This window comes from Aminithiophilus ramosus (assembly GCF_018069705.1).
GTDB lineage: Bacteria > Synergistota > Synergistia > Synergistales > Aminithiophilaceae > Aminithiophilus > Aminithiophilus ramosus.
The window spans coordinates 1,274,143-1,293,739 of sequence record NZ_CP072943.1 but is presented as its reverse complement, the minus strand read 5'-3'; the positions used below and the strand labels follow the sequence as shown (position 1 = coordinate 1,293,739).

Here is a 19,597-nt window from a genome sequence, read left to right as displayed (position 1 = left end):
AGCGGGCCGCAGAACCCCTGCAGGCCATGCAGGGAAAAAGGGAGGCGTTACAGGTGGAGCATTACGGCATTTTTTCCATTCTTCCCCCTCTGGTGGCCGTCATCTTGGCCATCCGCTACAAAAACGTCATCACGGCCCTTTTCTTCGGAGGTCTTTTGGGAGCCCTGGCACTGGCGGGCTGGAATCCCATCGAGGCCCTCACCCTTTTCATCAAGGACTACATCTTCAAGCAGGCCGCCGACGGCTATAATTCCAGTCTTCTCGTCATGATGGTCTTCATCGGCGGCTTCGTCGGCGTCATCACCCATTCGGGCGGGGCCAACGCCTTCGCCGCCAAGGTCGCCGGCTGGATCAACACCCGGGGCCGCGCCCAGATGGCCGTCTGGTTCGGCGGTCTGGCCATCTTCTTCTCCGACTCGGGCAACCCCCTCATCCTGGGCCCCACCTTCCAGCCCATCACGGACAAGCTCCGCGTCAGCCGCGAGAAGCTGGCCTGGCTCCTGGACAGCACGGCCTCTCCCGTCTGCATCCTCGTTCCCTTCATCGGGTGGGGCATCTACATCATGGGCCTCATCAAGAAGGAGTTCGAGCCCCTGGGCATCGTCGAATCGGAGTTCGCCGCCTTCGTCAAGGTCATTCCCTTCCAGTTCTACGCCCTTGGGACCCTTTTCATGATCCCCCTCGTCGCCCTCCTCGGCTTCGAGTTCAGCGCCATGTACCGCGCCGAGAAACGGACCCTCGAGACGGGCCAGCCTCTCTGGCCCGACGCCAAGCCGGCCCGTCCCGCCGTGGAGATCAATCAGGACCGGGACAACAGGGCCAACGCCTCGATGATGATCATTCCCCTCATCGTCCTTTTCGTCTGCATCTTCGGACTGCTCATTCCCCACGGCTTTCCCTTCAAGCCCGCTCCCGGTCCCGTGCTGCGCTCGGCCCTCTGCTTCGGCTACTTCATGGGCGCCGTGACCTGCATGTTCCTCATGGTCCGTCACAAGGTCAAGACGGGCGCCGAGGCCTTCAAGATGTACATGGACGGAACGAAGGAGATCGTTTTCATCCTCATGATCCTCGTCCTCTCCTGGGCCCTGGGTTCGGTCTGCAAGGCGCTGGGAACGGCCAACTACATCGTGGCTCTCGCCCAAGGGAACGTCCCCGCCTGGGCCGTGCCGGCCCTCCTCTTCGTCACCGGAGCGGCCATCTCCTTCGCCACGGGATCTTCCTGGGGGACCTTCGCCATCCTCGTCCCCCTCGCCATTCCCATGTCGCAGGCCCTGGGCGCTCCCCTCTACGCCTCCATCGGCGCCGTGCTGAGCGGCGGTCTCTTCGGCGATCACTGCTCTCCCATTTCGGACACGACGGTGCTATCCTCCATGGGGGCCGCCTGTGACCACATCGATCACGTCAAGACTCAGCTTCCCTACGCCATGACGGTGGCTCTGGCCAGCCTCGTCTCCTATGTCGCGGCCGGTTTCATCCATTCTCCCGCCGTCCTGGCTCTGGCGCTGGCGCTGGTCGCGCTTTTGATCGTCGTCTTCTCCAGGATCTGGGGCGCGAAGCTGACGGATCACAGGGCCTCCAGGGCCTGATCGGTCCGGCAATGATCCGCCGGCGCGAGGGAACCTCGCGCCGGCAAAAAGGAAGGTGTATCGAAAGTGAAACACGTTCTCGTACTGGGAGCCGGACGCGTCGCCGGCCCCTGCGTCCACTACCTGCTCAGGGAGCCCGAAATCCGGGTGACCGTCGCCGATCTTGACGGGGCCAACGTCGACCACGTCCTTCGGGGTCATCCCCGGGGGACGGGACTGGTTCGGAACGTGGCGTCGGACCTCCCCTCGCTTCTGGCGGAGACGAAACCCGACGTCCTGATCAACCTCCTTCCCGCGGCCATGATGGCTCCCGTCGCCGCGGCCTGCGTCGAGGCGGGGATCCACTACGTCAATCCCTCCTACATCAAGGACGACATGAGGGCCCTCGACAAAAAGGCCCGCGAGAAGGACCTCCTTCTCCTCTGCGAGCTCGGTCTCGATCCGGGAATCGATCACATGTCGGCCGCGAAGACGATCCACGAAATCCACCGCTCCGGCGGAAGGGTCCGGTCCTTCCATTCCTGGTGCGGCGCTCTGCCGGCACGGGAGGCCGACGACAATCCCTTCGGCTACAAGCTGTCCTGGGCCCCTTCGGGCCTCATCGGCGCCAGCAAGAGGGAGGCCCGCGTCCTTCAGGACGGGCAGGTCGTCGTCTGGCCCGACGGGGAGACCTTCCGCAAGGCCTCTCTCATCGACATCGAGGGGTGCGGCTGGTTCGAGCAGTACGCCAACGCCGACTCTCTCCCCTACATCGAGCTCTACGACATGGCCGAGGTCAGGACCGTCTACCGGGGGACGCTCCGCTTCCCCGGATGGTCGGAGACGATCTGCGCCATGCAGGACCTTCACCTCTTCGATCTCGACGAGCGCGATTTCCGGGGTCTCTCCTTCGCCGGACTGACGCGGCAGCTCATCGGAGCCGGCGCCGACGAGGACCTTGAGCGAGCCCTCCAGGCCTTCCTGGGGATCAAGCCCTTCTCGGCCGTTTTCATGAAGCTTCGCTGGCTGGGGCTTCTCGACGAACGTCCTCTTCCGCTTGAGAGGGGCTGCCTGCGCGATATCGTTTCCTTCCTCTACGCCGAAAAGCTCGTCTTCGCGCCTGGGGAGAGAGATCTCGTCGTGATGGAGCACCGTTATGTCGTCGACTGCCCCGACGGTTCCGCCGTCGAGCGCCGCTCGACCCTGGTCGACTACGGCATCCCCGACGGAGAGACGTCCATCGCCAGGACGACGGGCATTCCGCCCGCCATCGGCGCCCTTCTGATCCTCAGGGGAGCCGTCTCGGCCCGAGGCGTTCAGGCTCCGGTCCTGCCCGAGGTCTACGAGCCCGCCCTGGCCCTTCTCGAAAAAGAGGGAGTCCGCTTCCGGGAGCGGGAATACCGTCTGGGCTGAGTCGTCATGCCCTGAAGCCGAAGAGCCGCCCCTCAGGGGCGGCTCTTCGGCTTGGGCCCCCTCGGGCAGAAGAGGACCGTTCTTTCCTCCGGAGGAGGTGGAAGGAGGCGTCTCGGACAGTCTTTCCCCGGAGTCGGTTCTCAGAGGGAAGCGCTGCCGAGAGAGTCAGGGCCTCGCGCTCTCTCTCAGGTGGGCCTTGAGGGCTCCGTCGTCGGTGAAGAGCCTCCTGTAGCCCGAAAGGGTCAGAAGGAGGCACCCGACGGCGACGGCGGCCGAGATCATGTACATGACGACGATCTGGTAGCGGACGGCCTGAAGGGGGTCGGCGCCTCCCAGAATCTGGCCCGTCATCATTCCCGGCAGGCTGACGAGTCCGACGACCATGAGGGAATGAATCGTCGGCGTCATGCCGGCTCCGATGGCCTGGCGCACCCGGTCCCTGACCGATTCCCAGGGCGTCGCTCCCAGGGCCAGAAGGGCCTCGACGGAATCGCAGCCCTCTCGGACGGAGGAGAAGAGGCGTTCCAGGGCGAGGGAGATGCCCGTCATGGCGTTGCCGAGGATCATGCCGAAGATGGGAATGGCCACTCTGGGGCTGTACCAGGGGTCGGCGGCGATGACGGCGAAGAGGACGAGCGTTCCGGCCAGAAAGGTGCTGGCCCAGAGGGAGCCGAAGGAGATCAGGTAGGGGAAGGGTTTGGCCGAGGGGGTTCGTGCCATCGCCGCCTCCGTGGCGATGGCCGTCATGGCCGTGACGACGGCGACGACGACGAGGGGGCTTTCGAGGGTGAAAAGAAAGCCCAGGACGTAACCGATGAGGGAAAGTTGAAGAAAAGTCCGGAGGGCTCCCCAGAGGAGGGACCGGAGCAGCCCCAGTCCGAGAAGGGCCGAGACGGCTCCCGGCAGAACAAGGAGGGCCAGGGAGAGAAGGAGCTGGCCGTTGCCGATGATCGGCGCGCCACTCATGGAAGAAAAACCTCCCGGAGGGCTGTCATGTCGAGGGTCATGCCCTGGTCGAAAAAGGCCCCGTCATCGCGGTGCGAGACGAGAACGAGGCCCCTGTCGGCCCCGTCGAGCCAGTCGCGGAGAGCGAGGAGGAGAAGGCGGCGGTTATCCTCGTCGAGGGAGGCCGTCGGCTCGTCGAGCAGGAGGAGAGTCGGGTCGGCGAGAAAGCTCCGGGCAAGGGCGACGCGGCTTTTCTCGCCTCCCGAGAGGAGGCGCCCGTCCCGTTCGAGGAGTTTCGCGTCGAGGTCCAGCGTCCCGAGCGTGTCGACGAGAGTCCCTCTGTCGGGCCGGGGCTTCTGGCCGTAGGCGGCCAGGGTCCAGGGAAGGAGCAGGTTCTCCTCGACGGTTCCGGCGATGAGAACGGGCTGCTGATGGAGATATTGGACTTCCCGCCTCCAGATCGGGGCCGCAAGAGCCGAGGCGTCGGTTCCGCGGAAGCGGAGCGTTCCTCCCGGGCGGGGCGTCAGGCGGGCGATGAGACGCAGGAGCGTCGACTTGCCCACCCCAGAGGGACCCTTGACTTCCAGCACGGAACGGGAGGGAAGACGGGCCGCCACAGAGGGACCTTGTCCCTTGGTCCGAGGAAGAGGAAGGTCGAATTCGAGGAGGATCATGTCCGCATCTCCCCCCTTTCCCTTTCGGCCAGGGTCGGACAGTCGGCCAGCCTCAGGGCCAGTTCGAGGGAGAAGAGGCTGCGGAAGTCTCTCAGATCCTGTCCCGTCATACGGCCTATCTTGTCCAGGCGGTAGGTCAGGGTGTTGCGGTGAATGCCCAGCGATCGGGCCACCTGCCCCGGATGGAAGGGGTCGCCCATCCAGGCCCGGAGCGTCGTCTTCAGGTCGTCGAAGTCGTCGGCGTCTCTCAGGTCGCCCAGCGATCGGGCGATGAAGGTCCGGGCGAGACGGCGGTCGGCTCCGGCGAGGAGGTCGTCGAGAAGGAAATCCTCGTAGAAGAAGACGCCTGGTTTCCCTTCAATCCTCCGGCCCAGGACGAGGGCCCTCCAGGCTCTGCGCAGAGAGAGGGAGAGGGCGTCGAGGTCGTCGGCGACGGGACCGATGCCGAAGGAGGCCTCCCTGCCCCGGCGCCGGAAACTCTCCTGGAGGTGACGGCAGCCTTCGGCGACGGCGTCGACGAAGGTCTGACGCTCTTTTCCCGACAGGACGGGAAGGACGATGAATTTGTCGCTTCCCAAGATGGCCGTCAGATCCTGGGCCCTTTTGAAAAGGGCCTCGATCTCCCCTGCCAGGCGCCTTCGTTCCGAGCCCTCGGCGTTTTTCCTGTCGGGACCGAGGGGCGTGACGTCGATGACGAGGCAGAGCCGGGGAAGGGCGAGATCGATGGCGATCTCCCTTCCCCGGGCCAGGAGAAACTCCCGATCCATCTCGCCTCCGGCGAAGGCGTAGATCTCCTGTATGAGGTGCTGGCGCGCTCCGTCGCGAAGGAGTTCGGCCTCGAGGAGCATGCGTTCCTTGAGGAAGACTTCGGCCTCGCGCCGGACGAGCTGGCTGAAGCGGACCACCTCGTCGGGTTCTCCCGCGATGGCGACGGATCCGACGATTTCTCCTGCCAGTTCGATGGGAAGGGTCACGCCAGGCCGAACCCTATCCAGTCCCAGGGCCTCGTCGGGAGTCGTGACGACCTCCGACCGGGAGGCCATGGCCTTCAGGGAGGGGCTGTGAAGGTCGCCTCTCCGGTCGGGCAGACTGGACCCGATGACGAGGGCCCGATCGTCGGTGATGATCACGTGGTGACCGATGGTCGCCATGGCCACGTCGGCCACCTTCTGGGCCAGGTCGGCCTGCATGGGCCTCGCTCCTTTGGGCATGAAGACAAAAATGCCGAGAAAATCGTAGCATTTATTGTGCGATAAAACAATGCGCGCCTTCAGTCTCCGTTCTATCCTGAGAAGGGAAGATAAAGCCCTCTCTTTCGTGGAGAGGCGGGGAGGTGGGGTAGATGAAACTGGAACTGCATCGGGCTGCCGTCGGGGAAGTCCGTCTCGGTTCGAAGACGAAACTGGAAGGCGGGTGTCTCACCGTCGACGCCACGGAGGCCCTCGAAGTCCTCGAGGGGCTTCCCCTGATCCGGACGAAGCTGGAGGTGGCCAGGCCCGGCGAAAGGGTCCGCATCATCCCCGTCAAGGACGTCATCGAACCCCGCTGCAAGATCTCGGGGGGCGGCGAGGTCTTTCCGGGTTTCATCGGCGACGTGGAGACCGTCGGAGAGGGAGCGACGCTTGTCCTCGAAGGAGCCGCCGTCGTCACCTGCGCCCCCGTCGTCGGCTTCCAGGAGGGGTTTATCGACATGTGCGGTCCCGGTGCCGCCTACACGCCCTTCTCGAGGACTCAGAACATCGTCCTCGTCGCCGAACCCCAGGAGGGGCTGGAAAAGCATGCCTACGAGGGCGCCCTCCGCCTGGCCGGGCTGAGGCTGGCCCACTATCTTGCCCGCGCCTGCGTCGGAGCGCCCGTCGATCGCGTCGAGAGCTACGAGCTGCCGCCCCTCTCGGAAGGCCGTTCCGGCCTTCCCCGCTTCGTCTACGTCTACATGCTTCAGTCTCAGGGACTCCTCCACGACACCTATCTCTACGGCGTCGACGTCAAAAAAATCCTTCCCACGCTGATTCACCCCAACGAGGTTCTCGACGGCGCCATCGCCTCGGGCAACTGCGTCTCGGCCTGCGACAAGAACACGACTTATCACCATCTCAACAACCCCGTCATCGCCGAACTCTACAGCCGTCACGGCGTCGATCTCGACTTCCTCGGCGTCATCGTCACCAACGAGAACGTCGTCCTCGCCGACAAGAAACGCTCGTCGAGCTACACGGCCAAGCTGGCCGCCCTGATCGGAGCCGAAGTGGCCCTCGTCACCGAAGAGGGGTACGGCAACCCCGACACGGACCTGGTCATGAACTGCGCCAAGCTCGAAAAGCGAGGCATCCGGACGGTCCTCATCACCGACGAGGCCGCCGGCGCCGACGGCGCCAGCCAGGGGCTGGCCGATGCCGCCGTCGAGGCGACGGCCGTCGTCTCGGCCGGCAACGTCAACGCCGTCGTCGTCGTGCCCCCCATGGATCGCGTCCTGGGGTGGCCCGAGTCGATCGCCACTCTTTCCGGCGGCAACGGAGCGAGTCTCAGGCCCGACGGCTCCATCGAGACGGAGATTCAGGCCATCATCGGCTCCACCAACGAATTGGGTTTCAGCGCCATCGGCGCCCGCTGGGTCTGAGGGGGGGAAGGGTCATGTCCAAGCGCGTTGTCCACTATCTGAACCAGTTTTTTGCAGGTCAGGGCGGTGAGGCGTCGGCCGATCTGAAGGCGACGACCGTCGAAGGAGCCCTGGGGCCCGGCCTTCAGCTTCAGGCGCTTTTCGGCGACGAGGCCTCCATCGTCGCCACCGTCTGGTGCGGCGACAACCACTTCGCAGAAAATCTCGAAAGGACCCGCGCCGACGTCCTGGAGCGGATCGTCGCCCTCCGTCCCGATCTCGTCATCGCCGGTCCGGCCTTCAACGCCGGCCGCTACGGCATGGCCTGCGGCGAAGTCTGCCAGGCCGTCACGGAGGAACTCGGCCTTCCGGCTCTTACCGGCTTCTATGCGGAAAATCCCGCCGTCGAAATCTACGGCCGCGATATCTTCATCGTCCCCGTCGCCGATAGCGCCCGGGGGATGAAAAGGGCTTTGGAAGCCCTCTGCGGTCTCTCCCTCAGGCTTCTCGGCGGGGGGCTGAAGGGGACGGCCGAGGAGGAGGGCTATCTTTCGCGGGGAAGGCGGAAGAACTTCTTCTTCTCCAAGAACGGGGCGGCCCGCGCCGTCGACATGGCCCTGGCCAAGTTCCGCGGCGAGCCCTTCCGGACCGAGTTCGAAATGCCTTTTTTCGACCGCGTTCCCCCCGCCCCGGCTCTGAAGGATCTGACGAAGGCCACCGTGGCCCTCGTCAACTCGGGCGGCGTCGTTCCCATGGGCAATCCGGACCGGATCGAAGTCTCTTCGGCCTCCCGCTTCGGCCGCTATTCCCTGGAGTCCCTCGAGGATCTGACGGCGAGAGAGTTCGAATCGGTCCACGGCGGCTACGACAGGACCTTCGTCAACGACGACCCGGACCGCGTCGTCCCCCTCGATGTCCTGAGGGCCCTCGAGAGGGAAGGGGCCTTCGGCCGCCTCTACGGCTACTACTTTTCCACGGTGGGCACGGGAACGCCGGTGAAAAACTGCACCCGCTTCGGAGCCGAGATCGCCGAACGGCTCCGATCGGACGGCGTCGACGCCGTCATCCTCACCTCCACCTGAGGGACCTGCACCCGCTGCGGCGCAGCGATGGTCAAAGAGATCGAACGTGCCCGCATTCCCGTCGTCCACATCGCCACCATCGTTCCCATCTCCCTCACGGTGGGAGCCAACCGCATCGTTCCCGGCGTGGCCATTCCCCACCCCCTGGGGAACCCCGACCTCTCGCCGCAGGAGGAGTTCGCCCTCCGCAGGGAGCTCGTCGAAAGGGCCCTCCGGGCCCTGACGACGGAAATCGTCGATCAGACCGTCTTCGACAGGTGACGTCCGCATCCGGCGACAAAAAGGGGAGGCCCCCTCGGCGGGAACCTCTCCTTTTTGTCGCGATGAGCGGTGGGGCGGAGCCGATCACGGCGGGGCCCCCTCGGGATCGGCCGGGCAACGTCCTCCGGCGGGGAAGGCCGATGAACTTGCGGGACGGTCGAGCCTTGCGGTTGGCGCGTCGCAAGCAGGTGCCGGACCGTCTTCGGAAAGGCCTTCTCGAAGACCTGTCGAATCTCCCTCGATGCGCCTCCTCTTCCGATGCGACAGGGAGGAGGGGCATCTTGCCTCCCTGTCCCCTGTCGGCTCTCCCTTCCCGTCGGCTCGATCGTCGAGTTTCCCCTCGCGACGGTGCCGGTAGGACGTTGCTGTCGCCTTGTCCGAGGCCTTTGTCGACGGGGGTCTGCCGAGCGTAATCCGAGGAGGGTCGGCTGAAAGGCCTTCTTCTCTGTAAACTCATTTACTATATAAACTTCGTTGCCTAGTGTTGCCTTTGCCTGGCATGAAGCAGGTGAACCCTAGTAATTTCTATTGGCTTTAATGTTTTCCCAGAGTTTGGTTGCTACAGGAGCCCATTTTTTAGCAGCGCTTTCGGTTTTAGAGGTCAATGCTTCAACGGATTCCTCATCGATGGGCTGTGTCGATCTGGCGTTGGCCTGATGGACCATATGGACGAGTTTTTCTGGGTTATCCAAGAGAGGACAAGGCCTCAGATGGTTCTCATTGAAGGGCTGATGCTCTCGGTATTGCTTGAATAGAGGAGAATGAAGAGCCTCCAGTAAAGTTGTATGATTTATATTGATATTTGAGTAGTGGATGAACGCACATGGCTCGACGTCACCTCTGGCGTTGATGTGCAAGTAGTTTTTTCCGCCCGCTATGCAGCCATCGACATAATCTCCGTCATTCCAAAAATCTAACAAAAATATTGGTTTATTTTTCCTAAAATTTCTTACTTGATGGAACATGTACTCTCTTTGTTCCGGTGTAGCCAATAAATCAAGCGATGCTGTTTTTCCTATGGGTATATAGGTGAAATACCATCCAAACATACATCCTTTTTCAACCATATAGTCTATGTAACTTTCTGATCCGACTGAGCAGGTATTATGTTTGTGGTAACAAGTGGAGAATCCAAATATAACTCCTTCCTTTTTTAGTAAATCCATTGCTTTTATTGCTTTTTTATAAACGCCTATTCCTCTTCTGGCGTCGGTTTCTTGCTCGGTTCCTTCGATGCTTATGGCCAATCCGAAATTTCCGAGTTGGCCTAAATTTTTGGAAAAATTTTCATCCACAAGCGTGGCGTTTGTGAATGCCAGGAAAGCACAGTCATCATGCTTTTTGGCAAGGTCGATCAGGTCATCTTTTCGCATAAGTGGTTCTCCGCCAGAGTATATATACATATAGATGCCTAGTTCTTTGCCCTCTTGAATGACTCGGTCAAGAGTTTCAAGGCTTAGGAAATCTGTTTTTCCATATTCTGCAGCCCAACAGCCGATGCATTTTAGATTGCACGCAGAAGTCGGATCAATCAATATGGCCCATGGGATGTTGCAATCATATTTTTCCTGAAGTTTGTTTTTCGTGGGTATTCCTATTATGCCTGAGTTTATGATGTAGTTTGCCAAGAATTTATTTTTTGTATTCATGGATAGTTCTTCGAAGAATCTTTTTGTCAGTTGATGCCAATTGCTGTAGGGGTTTTCTATGCTTTCTTTGAATATTTCTAAATATTTTGCATGTTCTTTTGACGTGATGATTTTTTTAGCCCATTTGATCCATTTCGCGATGTTTTCCATGGGGTCTTTTTCGATATATCTCAACCCTTCGTTGATTAATTTTGTTTTGATGGATCGTTTCATGTTTGACATGGCATGTCCTCCTGCAAGAGCCTGTATTTCCTCGATCGGACCGGTTGAAATGAAAACAGGAATGGCAGTGTCCTTTTGACACGTTGAATTATTTATATAAAAACAATTCATATACAGGCAGCCAAACGGAGCCTCCTCGGCGGAAGCTTTTCGGGAGAGCCCCTGTCCTCGGGCCGTCCGGTCTTGTGGGAGAACTCTCTTTGCGGGAGTGGTGTCGAAGGGGGCTGCTCGGAACCTGAAGGAGGGACGGTAGGGAGCGCACTCGAGTCGTCGAGGAAAGTTCTCCGGCCTCGCCATCGGGGAGGTCACGCCTATCATACAACAAATGGGCGATCAAATGTGCAAAAGGTCACAGCCGGCAAGAGGGACGGAAGGCTTCGATCCCGCCCTTCCTGAGACGGCGCTTCCCGTTCCCCGGGGCCCCCGGTCTCTTGCGGGAAAAGGCGTTCGTTCTCCGCAGGGAGCTCGTCAGGGCCTGGAGGTCCCTGACGACGGAGATCATGGACCGGGCCGTCTGCGACAGATGACGCGGGCGCGACGGATCATGCGGCGATGGCGGGCTCTTTTCCGTCAGGTTCGCCAGGCGACGGCGTATTTGCGGAGAAAATCGACGGGATTGTAGGACATCTTGGCCTTCCTGAGCCCCTCCTCTCCCAGGTCCTGTTCGCGGTTGACGTAGCGGAAGGAGGCAAGGCGTTCCAGGAAGATTCTGTTGATGGCCTGATAGACCCCCTTGTAGTCGGAAAGGCCCTTCTCGAAGTGGATGACGACGGTGTCGTCGAGGGCTTCGGCGACGGTGTAGGCCACCAGGGTCTCGTTCACGACGAGGGCGCCGCCCATCAGGTCCGGGAAGGTCCTCCAGTCGCGCAGGACGCGGGCGATGGCCTCGTTTTCCTCCTTCAGGCCCTCCGTCTCGTCGCAGTTCCGCCGGCGGCACCATGCCTGCTGAAGGTCGACGATCATCGGACCGTCGTCGGCCGACAGGGAGACGTAGCGCCAGTCGTAGCTTTTGAGAAACTGGTTCACCAGATTCTTCTTCTTGTGGAAGCGGTTTCCCTCGAGGGCGATGAGCTCGTCGACGAGGTAGAGGTACTCCCACTGGTCCCGCTCCTCTTCGATGGAGACAGACGGTCCCAGGCGCCGGGCGAGGAGGCGTGCCAGCTTTTCAGGCACGCGCCGGAAGAGGGCTCCCCGATGAAAGCTCTGCCTCAGGAGCGTCTCCCAGTCGGCTTTTTCCCAATCTCCCAGGGGTGCCCAGAGCTCCTCTTTCGGAGAGGTGGCGCGGAGCCAGGCCAGATCGCCGTCGAAGGCGACGTCGTAGCGCCTCTGGCCGTTCCAGGCCCAGAGGTTGACGAAGGTGTAGTCGGAGGCCTTCTGAGGACAGAGGTCCAGGGCCGCCCTCAGGGCCGGTCCGTCTTCGAGGGTCAGGGGGCGGAATGCGATCGTCATCGGTCTTCCTCCTTCTCGGGTTTTCTTTATCCTCGTCATCCTCGTCGCGACGGCCTCTTGTGTCCGGATGGCTCGGCCGCCCTTTGTGGCAGAAAAAGAGGGACGGCCATCGGTCCTTCTCGGACTGCCCGGAAAGTCGGGACCGCTGCCCCGAATCTGGAGCGACAGGGCCCTTCCGACCGTCTTCGAATCGATGGAGCCCGCCCTGCCGGGCATTCCGGCCCCTGACGGCACGAGCCCCTCACCCTTGCCGCGCCGAGGACTATAATGAACCTGAAGTTCTCAGCCTGAAGGGGGTTTTGTGATGAGGAGAAAAGGGTTCCCTGCTGTCCTGTTGCTCTTTTTCTGGGTTCTCGGTCCGGGACTGGCCGAGGCCTGTACGACGATCATCGTCACCCGAGGGGCCTCGAAAGACGGCTCCGTCATGGTCTCTCACTCCGACGACAACGATCTGTCCGATCAGCGGATCGTCTACGTCCCGGCCCAAGACCATGCCCCGGGTTCGATGAGGCCCGTCTACTGCTCAGCCGTGGCCATGGGCGATTTTCCCGAGTACAACAGCTACGGCCACAGGCGCATGGTCGCCCCCGAACGTGCCCCGGCCTATGGCGGAGAGGGAGAGCCCTCCATCCCTCTGGGACAGATCCCCCAGGTGCCTCACACCTACGCCTATTTCGACGGCAACTACGGCATCATGAACGAACACCAGCTTCTGTTCGGCGAGTGCACCGACGGCTCGAAGGTGACGCCCGGTCCCGAGCCGGGCAGGAGGATCCTCTACTCCTCCGAGCTCTCCCGGATCGCCCTGGAGCGGTGCCGGACGGCCCGAGAGGCCATCGCCCTCATGGGCGATCTCATCGAGCGCTACGGCCTCTACGGCACGGGCGAGACCCTTCCCGTGGCCGACAGGGAAGAGGGATGGGTCATGGAGATGGCTCCCTCGCCCGACGGCGAGGGGGGGCTCTGGGTGGCGAAGAAAGTCCCCGACGGCGAGGTCTTCGTCGCCGCCAACCAGTTCCGGATCCGCCAGATCGATCCCGACGATCCCGACGTGATGTTCTCCAAGAACCTTCACGAGGTGGCCCGCCGCCATGGCTGGTGGAATCCCGAGGAGGGCCCCCTCGACTGGCTCCGCACGGTCAGCCTCGGCGAATACAATCACCCCTACTACTCGCTCCGCCGCGTCTGGCGCGTCTTCTCCCTCATCGCCCCCTCGAAGGGGTTCTCCCCCTGGGTCGAGGACGGTTTCACCGCGGCCTATCCCTTCTCGGTCCGCCCCGACGCGAAGCTCGACGTCCGCGACGTCATGGCCCTTCACCGCGACCACTACGAGGGAACGGAGTTCGACCTCACTCGGGGCGTCGCCGCCGGTCCCTTCGGCTATCCCGACCGTTTCTACGGGCCCTACGACGGGGCGGGCGACGTGGGCGACCCCAGCCGCAGGCTGGACGGGGCCTGGGAGCGGCCTCTTTCCGTCACCTACTGCGGCTACGCCTTCGTCGCCCAGGCCCGGTCCTGGCTCCCCGACGAGGTGGGCGGTCTCCTGTGGCTCGGTCTCGACAAACCTTCCGATACGGTTTTCATCCCCTACCACGCGGGGCTCACGGGCCTGCCTGAGTCCGTCGAGGTCGTCGACACGGCCCGGTTTTCCCGGGAGAGCGCCTGGTGGGCCTTCAATTTCCTCTCCAACTACGCCGGCCTGAAGTACAGCTACATGCACGCCGAGATCGTCGAGCTCCGAGAGGAGCTGGAGAAGGGGTTCCTTCAGGATCTGGCCGTGGCCGAGCGGCGGGCCCTGGCCCTCCTGGCCGTCGACGCCGCCAAGGCCCGGGCCTACCTGACGGAGCTGGCCCGGCGGAACACGGCCGATACCCTGGCCCGCTGGTGGGGTCTGGCCGATCACCTCATCGTCAAGTACAACGACGGCCTCCTCAACGAGGAGGGGAAGATGGGGCAGCCTCTGGGCTACCCTCGGGACTGGCTTTCGACCACCTCGTGGCCGACGGGTCCCACGACGTACGAGAGGCGCTGAGTGCCGCACCCCGGCGAGGGTTCCCCCTTTTTCGCAGGACGTGAAGAGCACGAGGATCGGGGTCAGGTGCCCCGCTCCTCGTGCTCTGTGCCGTTTTTTTCAGGAGCGGATCATGGTGAGGATCATCTTCGTCGCCTTCAGCGCCTTCAGGGCGTGGGGGATGGCGGCGGGCATGACGAGGGCCTCGCCCCCCGAGAGGACGTGGACGACGTCCTTCAGACGGACCTCCATCTTCCCGTCGAGGATCTGGACGAGGACGTCGAAGGGGGCGCTGTGCTCGCTCAGGCGTTCCCCCTCGTCGAAGGCGAAAAGGGTGACGTTGCCCCGCTCGCCTTCGAGGAGGATGCGGCTCACGATGGCATGGGGCTGGATCGTCGCGATGGCGGCGAGATCGAGGACATAGCCTTTGAGGGTTCCTTTTCCTGAGGCGGTTTCCATCGCCGTCTCACTCCCTTCCGGTTCGGTGCGCCTCGCGTCGGTCCGCCGTCAGCCCAGAATGGCCCTGAGATCGTCCTCGACGGAGCCGATGGGCTGAAGGTTGAACTTCTCCTGAAGGACCTCGAAGACGGGGGCCTTGACGAAGGCGGGCAGACTGGGACCGAGGCGGATGTCCTTCACGCCGAGATAGAGGAGGGAAAGGAGAATGCAGACGGCCTTCTGCTCGTACCAGGAGAGGATGAGCGAAAGGGGCAGGCCGTTGACGTCGGTCTCGAAGACGTCGGCCAGGGCCATGGCGATCTTGACGGCCGAAAAGGCGTCGTTGCACTGCCCCACGTCGAGAAGGCGGGGAATGCCCTCGATGTCGCCGAAATCGAGCTTGTTGAAGCGGTACTTGCCGCAGGCCAGGGTGAGGATGACGCAGTCCTCGGGGACGGCCCTGGCGAAGTCGGTGTAGTAGTTGCGGCCGCTCTTGGCCCCGTCGCAGCCGCCGATGAGGAAGAAGTGGCGGATCTTGCCGGCCCTGACGAGCTCGACGACCTTGTCGGCTGCGCCGAGGACGGCGTTGCGGCCGAAGCCGACGAGAATCGTCTTCTCCGGCTCGTCCTTCTCGAAGCCCGGGGCGGCCAGGGCGGCCTCGACGGCGGGCGAGAAGTCCTTGTCGGGGCCGATGTGGGTCACGCCGGGCCAGGCCACGAGGCCCGTCGTGAAGATCCGATCCTTGTAGGAATCCTTCGGCTTCTGGATGCAGTTCGTCGTCATCACGATGGCGCCGGGGAAGGCGTCGAACTCCTCGCGCTGATCCTGCCAGGCTCCGCCGTAATTGCCGGCGAGGTGGCCGTATTTTTTCAGTTCAGGGTAGCCGTGGCAGGGGAGCATCTCTCCGTGGGTGTAGATGTTGATTCCCTTGCCCTCGGTCTGTTTGAGGATAAGCTCCAGGTCCTTCAGGTCGTGGCCCGAGACGAGGATGGCCTTGCCGGCCAGGGGCGTCACGCGGACGGGCGTGGGGACGGGATGGCCGTAGGTTCCCGTGTTGGCGGCGTCGAGAAGCTCCATGACGCGGATGTTCCACTTGCCCGCCTCGAGGGCCTTGCCGACGAGGTCGTCGACGGACAGCGCGTCGCGGCTCAGGAAGTCGAGGAACTCGTGGAAGAAGGCGTAGACGGCGTCGTCCTCCTGCCCCAGGACCTGGGCGTGGTCGGCGTAGGCGGCGCTTCCCTTGAGACTGAGAAGGACAAGGTCGTGAAGGCCCTGGACGACGTCACCGTGTCTTTCGGCCCCCCTCTCGGGCGTGACTTTTCCGCCCTGGTCGATCAGGGCTTCCTTGGCGGCGGCGAAGGCGAAGGAGGCCGGTCCGCCGAGAGCCTCCGCCTCTTGGCCCGCCTCGCGGCAGGCCGCTTCGTAGAGATCGCGGGCCCGGTTTCGGACGGTCTCGGCCCGGGCGAGGAGGGAGACGAGGCGGTCTTCGTCGAAATTGACGTTGGTGACGGTCGTGAAGAGGGCTTCGACGACGAAAAGGTCGATTTCCCGATCCCGCGAGCCCAGCAGGCGGGCCCGATGGGCGTACATGGAGATGCCCTTGGCGGCGTAGATCAGAAGGTCCTGGAGGTCGGCCACCTCGGGACTCTTGCCGCAGACGCCGAAAGCGGTGCACCCCGTACCCCTTGCCGTCTGTTCGCACTGATAACAAAACATTCTTTCATCCCCTTCCCTCTTCACAGAAGTTCCTCCCGACAGGTCGCCCCCCGGCGACCTGTTCCCAAGGGTTTTATTTTTTGAAAAAAGAGTTATCTGTAATTATAGCATCACGACCTTTCAGGAGAAGTGATGGCGGACCGTCTCGTCGGAGAGAATTTCGCCCTCGACGGAGAGGGTCGTCACCCGGACTTTTAGGGGCCGCCGGGCCTCGGAGACGGCCGCCTCGACGAGACGGGCCAGGCCGCCGCAACAGGGAACTTCCATGCGGACGACGTGGATCGACGCGAGACCGGCCGTCTCGATCATCTGAGCCAGTTTGACCCGGTAGGCCTCGCTGTCGTCCAGCTTGGGGCAGGCATTGAGAAGGACTTTTCCCTCGCCGAGAAAGGTCTCGTGAAAGGAGGCGAAGGCGAAGGGGGAGCAGTCCGAGGCCAGAACGACGTCGGCTCCCTTCAGGTAAGGGGCGCTCAGGGGGACGAGCCTGAGCTGCGTGGGCCAGTTGTGCAGCCTCGAAGGTCGGGCGGCGGCCGAAGAACCGGAGGGCAGCGATCCCGTCGCCTCCGCCTGAGCCCTTTCGAGTTCGCGGGAGGCCGTTCCGGGGCATCCCAGGGTCCGGGTGGCCGTTCCGGGACAGCCGCAGGGCAGGGGATCGCGGGCGGCGCGGCGTCTGACGGCCTCCTCGTCGTAGCTTTCCGCCTCGCGGGTCTCGAAAGAGATGGCCCCCTGAGGACACTCGCCGATGCAGTCGCCCAGGCCGTCGCAGTAGGACTCGCTCACCAGCCGGGCCTTGCCGTCGATGACGGCGATGGCCCCCTCGTGGCAGGCCGTCGCGCAGAGGCCGCAGCCGTCGCACTTCTTCTCGTCGATGACGATGATTTTGCGCTGCTCTTTTCTTTTCTCCATGGTCATGCTCCTTCTCTCGTCAGTCGGTCCAGGGTCGTGGCAGCCAGGTAGTCGCGGAAGGTCCGGTTCGTCTCGTCCAGGAGGTTTCCGAAGAGGCACCTGTCGAATCCGAAAGGGCAGCTCCCGGAGGAAAAGAGGCAGGAACGGACCTCCATCGGTCCCTCGATGGCCTCGTAGATATCGAGGAGCGATATGGCCTCGAGGGGGCGGGCGGTCTCGAAGCCTCCCTTGGGGCCCCTGGTGGAAAGGAGCAGCCCGGCCTTGACGAGGCGTTGGAGAACCTTGGCCAGGTGCGTCGACGAGACGCCCGTCGACGTCGTGATGCGCGTCAGGGAGACGGGGAGTTCCTTCTCGCGGGCGATGACGGCCATGCTGTGAAGGGCCAGAGAGGCGGCCTCGGAAAAAGCGATGACGGAACTCATGGGCTTGCCTCCTTATTACGTATTTCGGAACCATAATACCTAATTTGACATCCCCTGTCAACCCTCGGGATCGGGAGATCCCGCCCCGCTGAGTCTCTTTCGGGGCGATCCTGTCGTCCTCCTGTCAGCGCGTCTCCGACGGGCTCCCGGCCTCTTCCCCCCCGTCGTTCCGTCTTTCTCTGATGATGCGGATCTTCTGGATCCTCTGGCCGGCAACCTTGACGATCTGGAAGGTGAGGTCCTCCCAGCGGACGGAGGCGCCCGCCTCGGGGAGGATGGTGAACTGCTCCAGGAGCCAGCCGCCGAAGGTGCTCGATTCGCTTTCGGGGCAGGGGCGATGGAGGAATTTGACGAAAAGCTCCTCCAGGTAGGCCTCGGCGTTGACGAGGAAGACATTTTCCTCGACCTGGGTGAAGTACTCCTTGATGTCGTCGTGTTCGTCGTAGATGTCGCCCACGAGTTCTTCGAGGATGTCCTCCATGGTGATGATGCCCGACGTTCCGCCGTACTCGTCGAGGACGACGGCCATGTGGCTCCGCGATTTCTGGAGGATGCGGAAGGCGTCCATGAGGCTGGCGCTGCCGGCGATGAGGAGGGGGCGGGTGAGGATGGCTTTGAGCTCGAAGGCCTCTCCCTGGCCCCAGCGGGAAAGGAAGTCCTTTTCGTTGAGGAAGCCGACGATGTTGTCCACCGTCCCCTCGTAGACGGGGACGCGGGAGTAGTGGTTCTTGACGAGGAGGTTGCGGACGTTCTCGAGGGGCTCCCGGACGTTGAGGGCGAAGAGGTCGACGCGGGGCGTCTGGATCTCCCAGACCTCCAGCTCGTTGAAGTTGATGGCGTTTTCGATGAGCTCCCTCTCGGCTCTGGGGAGGACGCCCTCGCCGTTCATGGAGTCGACGATGGAGAGGAGTTCGTCGTGGGTGACGCTGGGGAGGTTGTCGGACGGTCCCGGAGTCCAGCGCCGGATGAGGCGCGAGAGTTCGAGGGTGAACCAGGTGAAGGGGCGGAAGAGGGTGACGAGCCAGCCCAGGGGGGTCGCCGCCGAGAGGGCGAACTCCTCGGAGCGGTCCTTGACGAAGGCCTTGGGGAGGATTTCGCCGAAGAGGATGATGAGGATCGTCATGAGGACCGTCGAGTAGACGGCGCCCATGGCCCCGAAGAGAGAGGTCAGGATGGCCGTGGCCAGGGCCGTCATGACGATGTCGACGATGTTGCCGCCGATGAGGACCGTCGAAAGGGTGCGGTTGAAGTCGCGCGTCAGCTCCAGGGCCCTCGGGGAGCCGGGACGCCCCTCTTCGACGAAGCGCTTCATCCTGATCTTGTTGATGCCCGAGTAGGCCGTCTCGGCGGCGGCGAAAAAGGCCGAGAGGATGAACAGCAGGAGGAAGAGGACGAGGAGGCTGAAAAGAGCGCCCTGAGGCATGGTCGCCGCCCCTCTCAGAAGGTCCCGGCGATACGCGATCGGGCCCGCTCGACGGTCCCGAGGGCGACGGTCCGTCCCTCGTCGGGCAATCGGGCGGCGATCCAGTCCAGATTGCCCCGCTCCACGAGCAGGGCCAGGGCGGGGGCGTAGTTGACGTCGTCGATCCAGGAGAGCTGGAGGACGAGGAAGTCGGAGAGGGTCCGGATATGGCGGTGGGTCAGGCGTCCCTCTCGGTCCCACTCCTCCAGCAGCCCCGGAGAGAGGTTCCCTTCCGGCTCCAGACGGGGGAGGAGTTCTCCGGCCCGTCCGGCCTCGAACCAGTGGCGGACGACGGAGAAGATGTCGACCTTGTCGGCGTCGCGGACCAGGGAGGCGAGGACGAGGGCCGTTCCGTCGAGGCCCTCGGGCAGGGCCAGGGCGTTGTGGTGTTCGACGGCCGTCAATAGGGGAAGGCGCAGCTTGCCGTCGAGGGCGAGCTCTCCCCTGTCCAGAGCCCCTTCGATGACGGTCCGGCCCAGACATCCGTGATCGACGGAGAGGGCGTCGTAGAAGGTCCCGTAGTCGCGGTACTGGGGGAAGCGTCCCGCGTCGTGGAGGAGCCCCACGGCCTCGGCCTCCTCGACGTCGGTTCCGATCTCTCCGGCGATCTGCCGGGCCAGGGCGGCGACGCGGAGGCTGTGATCCCGTTTCAGCTCCAGCAGGGGATGAAGTCGTCCCTCTTCTTCGTAGGAGCCGACGAAGGAGACGAACCAGTCCCGAAAGTCGCCCTTTTTAGTGGAACCTTTTCCTATCATGGCGATACACCTCCGAAGGGATCATAGCACG

The 19,597-nt window shown here is 63.0% G+C and carries 16 protein-coding genes; 5 read left to right on the top strand and 11 right to left on the bottom strand.

What is annotated here, in order from left to right; translation table 11 throughout:
- Positions 1-53: 53 nt before the first annotated feature.
- Positions 54-1,586 carry a Na+/H+ antiporter NhaC family protein gene (locus KAR29_RS05850; RefSeq protein WP_274374679.1) on the top strand — a complete coding sequence of 511 codons (1,533 nt, stop codon included), beginning with the start codon at positions 54-56 and terminating at the stop codon, positions 1,584-1,586.
- 66 nt (positions 1,587-1,652) lie between these two features.
- A complete protein-coding gene (locus KAR29_RS05845) occupies positions 1,653-2,978 on the top strand; it encodes a saccharopine dehydrogenase C-terminal domain-containing protein (protein ID WP_274374678.1) in 1,326 nt (441 codons plus the stop codon).
- A gap of 165 nt (positions 2,979-3,143) precedes the next feature.
- Here the strand turns inward: KAR29_RS05845 and KAR29_RS05840 are convergent, their stop codons facing one another.
- The 3 genes from KAR29_RS05840 to KAR29_RS05830 are packed head-to-tail and all read right to left on the bottom strand — an operon-like array spanning position 3,144 to position 5,808.
- Entirely contained in the window at positions 3,144-3,944 is an 801-nt protein-coding gene (locus KAR29_RS05840; protein ID WP_274374677.1) for an ABC transporter permease, read from the bottom strand.
- Entirely contained in the window at positions 3,941-4,597 is a 657-nt protein-coding gene (locus KAR29_RS05835) for an ABC transporter ATP-binding protein (protein ID WP_274374676.1), read from the bottom strand. Before KAR29_RS05835 ends, KAR29_RS05840 begins: the two co-directional genes overlap by 4 nt.
- Positions 4,594-5,808: a CdaR family transcriptional regulator gene (locus tag KAR29_RS05830; RefSeq protein ID WP_274374675.1), complete on the bottom strand. Its 1,215-nt coding sequence runs from the start codon at positions 5,806-5,808 to the stop codon at positions 4,594-4,596. Before KAR29_RS05830 ends, KAR29_RS05835 begins: the two co-directional genes overlap by 4 nt.
- 131 nt (positions 5,809-5,939) lie before the next feature.
- On the opposite strand from KAR29_RS05830, the gene KAR29_RS05825 reads away from it, so the two are divergent.
- Complete coding sequence (locus KAR29_RS05825; protein WP_274374674.1) at positions 5,940-7,214, top strand: glycine/sarcosine/betaine reductase component B subunit; 1,275 nt, start codon at positions 5,940-5,942, stop codon at positions 7,212-7,214.
- A gap of 14 nt (positions 7,215-7,228) precedes the next feature.
- A complete protein-coding gene (locus tag KAR29_RS05820; RefSeq protein ID WP_274374673.1) occupies positions 7,229-8,536 on the top strand; it encodes a glycine/betaine/sarcosine/D-proline family reductase selenoprotein B in 1,308 nt (435 codons plus the stop codon).
- A gap of 515 nt (positions 8,537-9,051) precedes the next feature.
- On the opposite strand, the gene KAR29_RS05815 is transcribed toward KAR29_RS05820, so the two are convergent.
- Both KAR29_RS05815 and KAR29_RS05810 read right to left on the bottom strand, forming a co-directional pair.
- Positions 9,052-10,407 carry a radical SAM protein gene (locus KAR29_RS05815; protein WP_274374672.1) on the bottom strand — a complete coding sequence of 452 codons (1,356 nt, stop codon included), beginning with the start codon at positions 10,405-10,407 and terminating at the stop codon, positions 9,052-9,054.
- Positions 10,408-10,977: 570 nt separating this feature from the next.
- Positions 10,978-11,856 carry a DUF2156 domain-containing protein gene (locus KAR29_RS05810; RefSeq protein WP_274374671.1) on the bottom strand — a complete coding sequence of 293 codons (879 nt, stop codon included), beginning with the start codon at positions 11,854-11,856 and terminating at the stop codon, positions 10,978-10,980.
- A 304-nt stretch (positions 11,857-12,160) separates the two neighbouring features.
- Here KAR29_RS05810 and KAR29_RS05805 point away from each other — a divergent pair, with 304 nt between their 5' ends.
- Entirely contained in the window at positions 12,161-13,888 is a 1,728-nt protein-coding gene (locus KAR29_RS05805; RefSeq protein ID WP_274374670.1) for a dipeptidase, read from the top strand.
- Between the two features lie 99 nt (positions 13,889-13,987).
- Here KAR29_RS05805 and KAR29_RS05800 read toward each other — a convergent pair whose 3' ends face one another.
- The 6 genes from KAR29_RS05800 to KAR29_RS05775 all read right to left on the bottom strand — a co-directional run bounded on the left by KAR29_RS05800 (position 13,988) and on the right by KAR29_RS05775 (position 19,566).
- Positions 13,988-14,326, bottom strand: coding sequence for a cupin domain-containing protein (locus KAR29_RS05800; RefSeq protein ID WP_274374669.1), 339 nt, complete (start codon positions 14,324-14,326; stop codon positions 13,988-13,990).
- A 48-nt stretch (positions 14,327-14,374) separates the two neighbouring features.
- On the bottom strand, positions 14,375-16,021 hold the full coding sequence (gene hcp, locus KAR29_RS05795; protein ID WP_274374668.1) for a hydroxylamine reductase: 1,647 nt from the start codon (positions 16,019-16,021) through the stop codon (positions 14,375-14,377).
- 120 nt (positions 16,022-16,141) lie between these two features.
- Entirely contained in the window at positions 16,142-16,927 is a 786-nt protein-coding gene (locus tag KAR29_RS05790) for an ATP-binding protein (RefSeq protein WP_274374667.1), read from the bottom strand.
- Positions 16,928-16,929: 2 nt separating this feature from the next.
- On the bottom strand, positions 16,930-17,349 hold the full coding sequence (locus KAR29_RS05785) for an RrF2 family transcriptional regulator (RefSeq protein WP_274374666.1): 420 nt from the start codon (positions 17,347-17,349) through the stop codon (positions 16,930-16,932).
- Between the two features lie 124 nt (positions 17,350-17,473).
- Positions 17,474-18,772, bottom strand: coding sequence for a hemolysin family protein (locus KAR29_RS05780; RefSeq protein ID WP_274374665.1), 1,299 nt, complete (start codon positions 18,770-18,772; stop codon positions 17,474-17,476).
- A gap of 14 nt (positions 18,773-18,786) precedes the next feature.
- Complete coding sequence (locus tag KAR29_RS05775; protein WP_274374664.1) at positions 18,787-19,566, bottom strand: HD domain-containing protein; 780 nt, start codon at positions 19,564-19,566, stop codon at positions 18,787-18,789.
- Positions 19,567-19,597 lie beyond the last annotated feature (31 nt).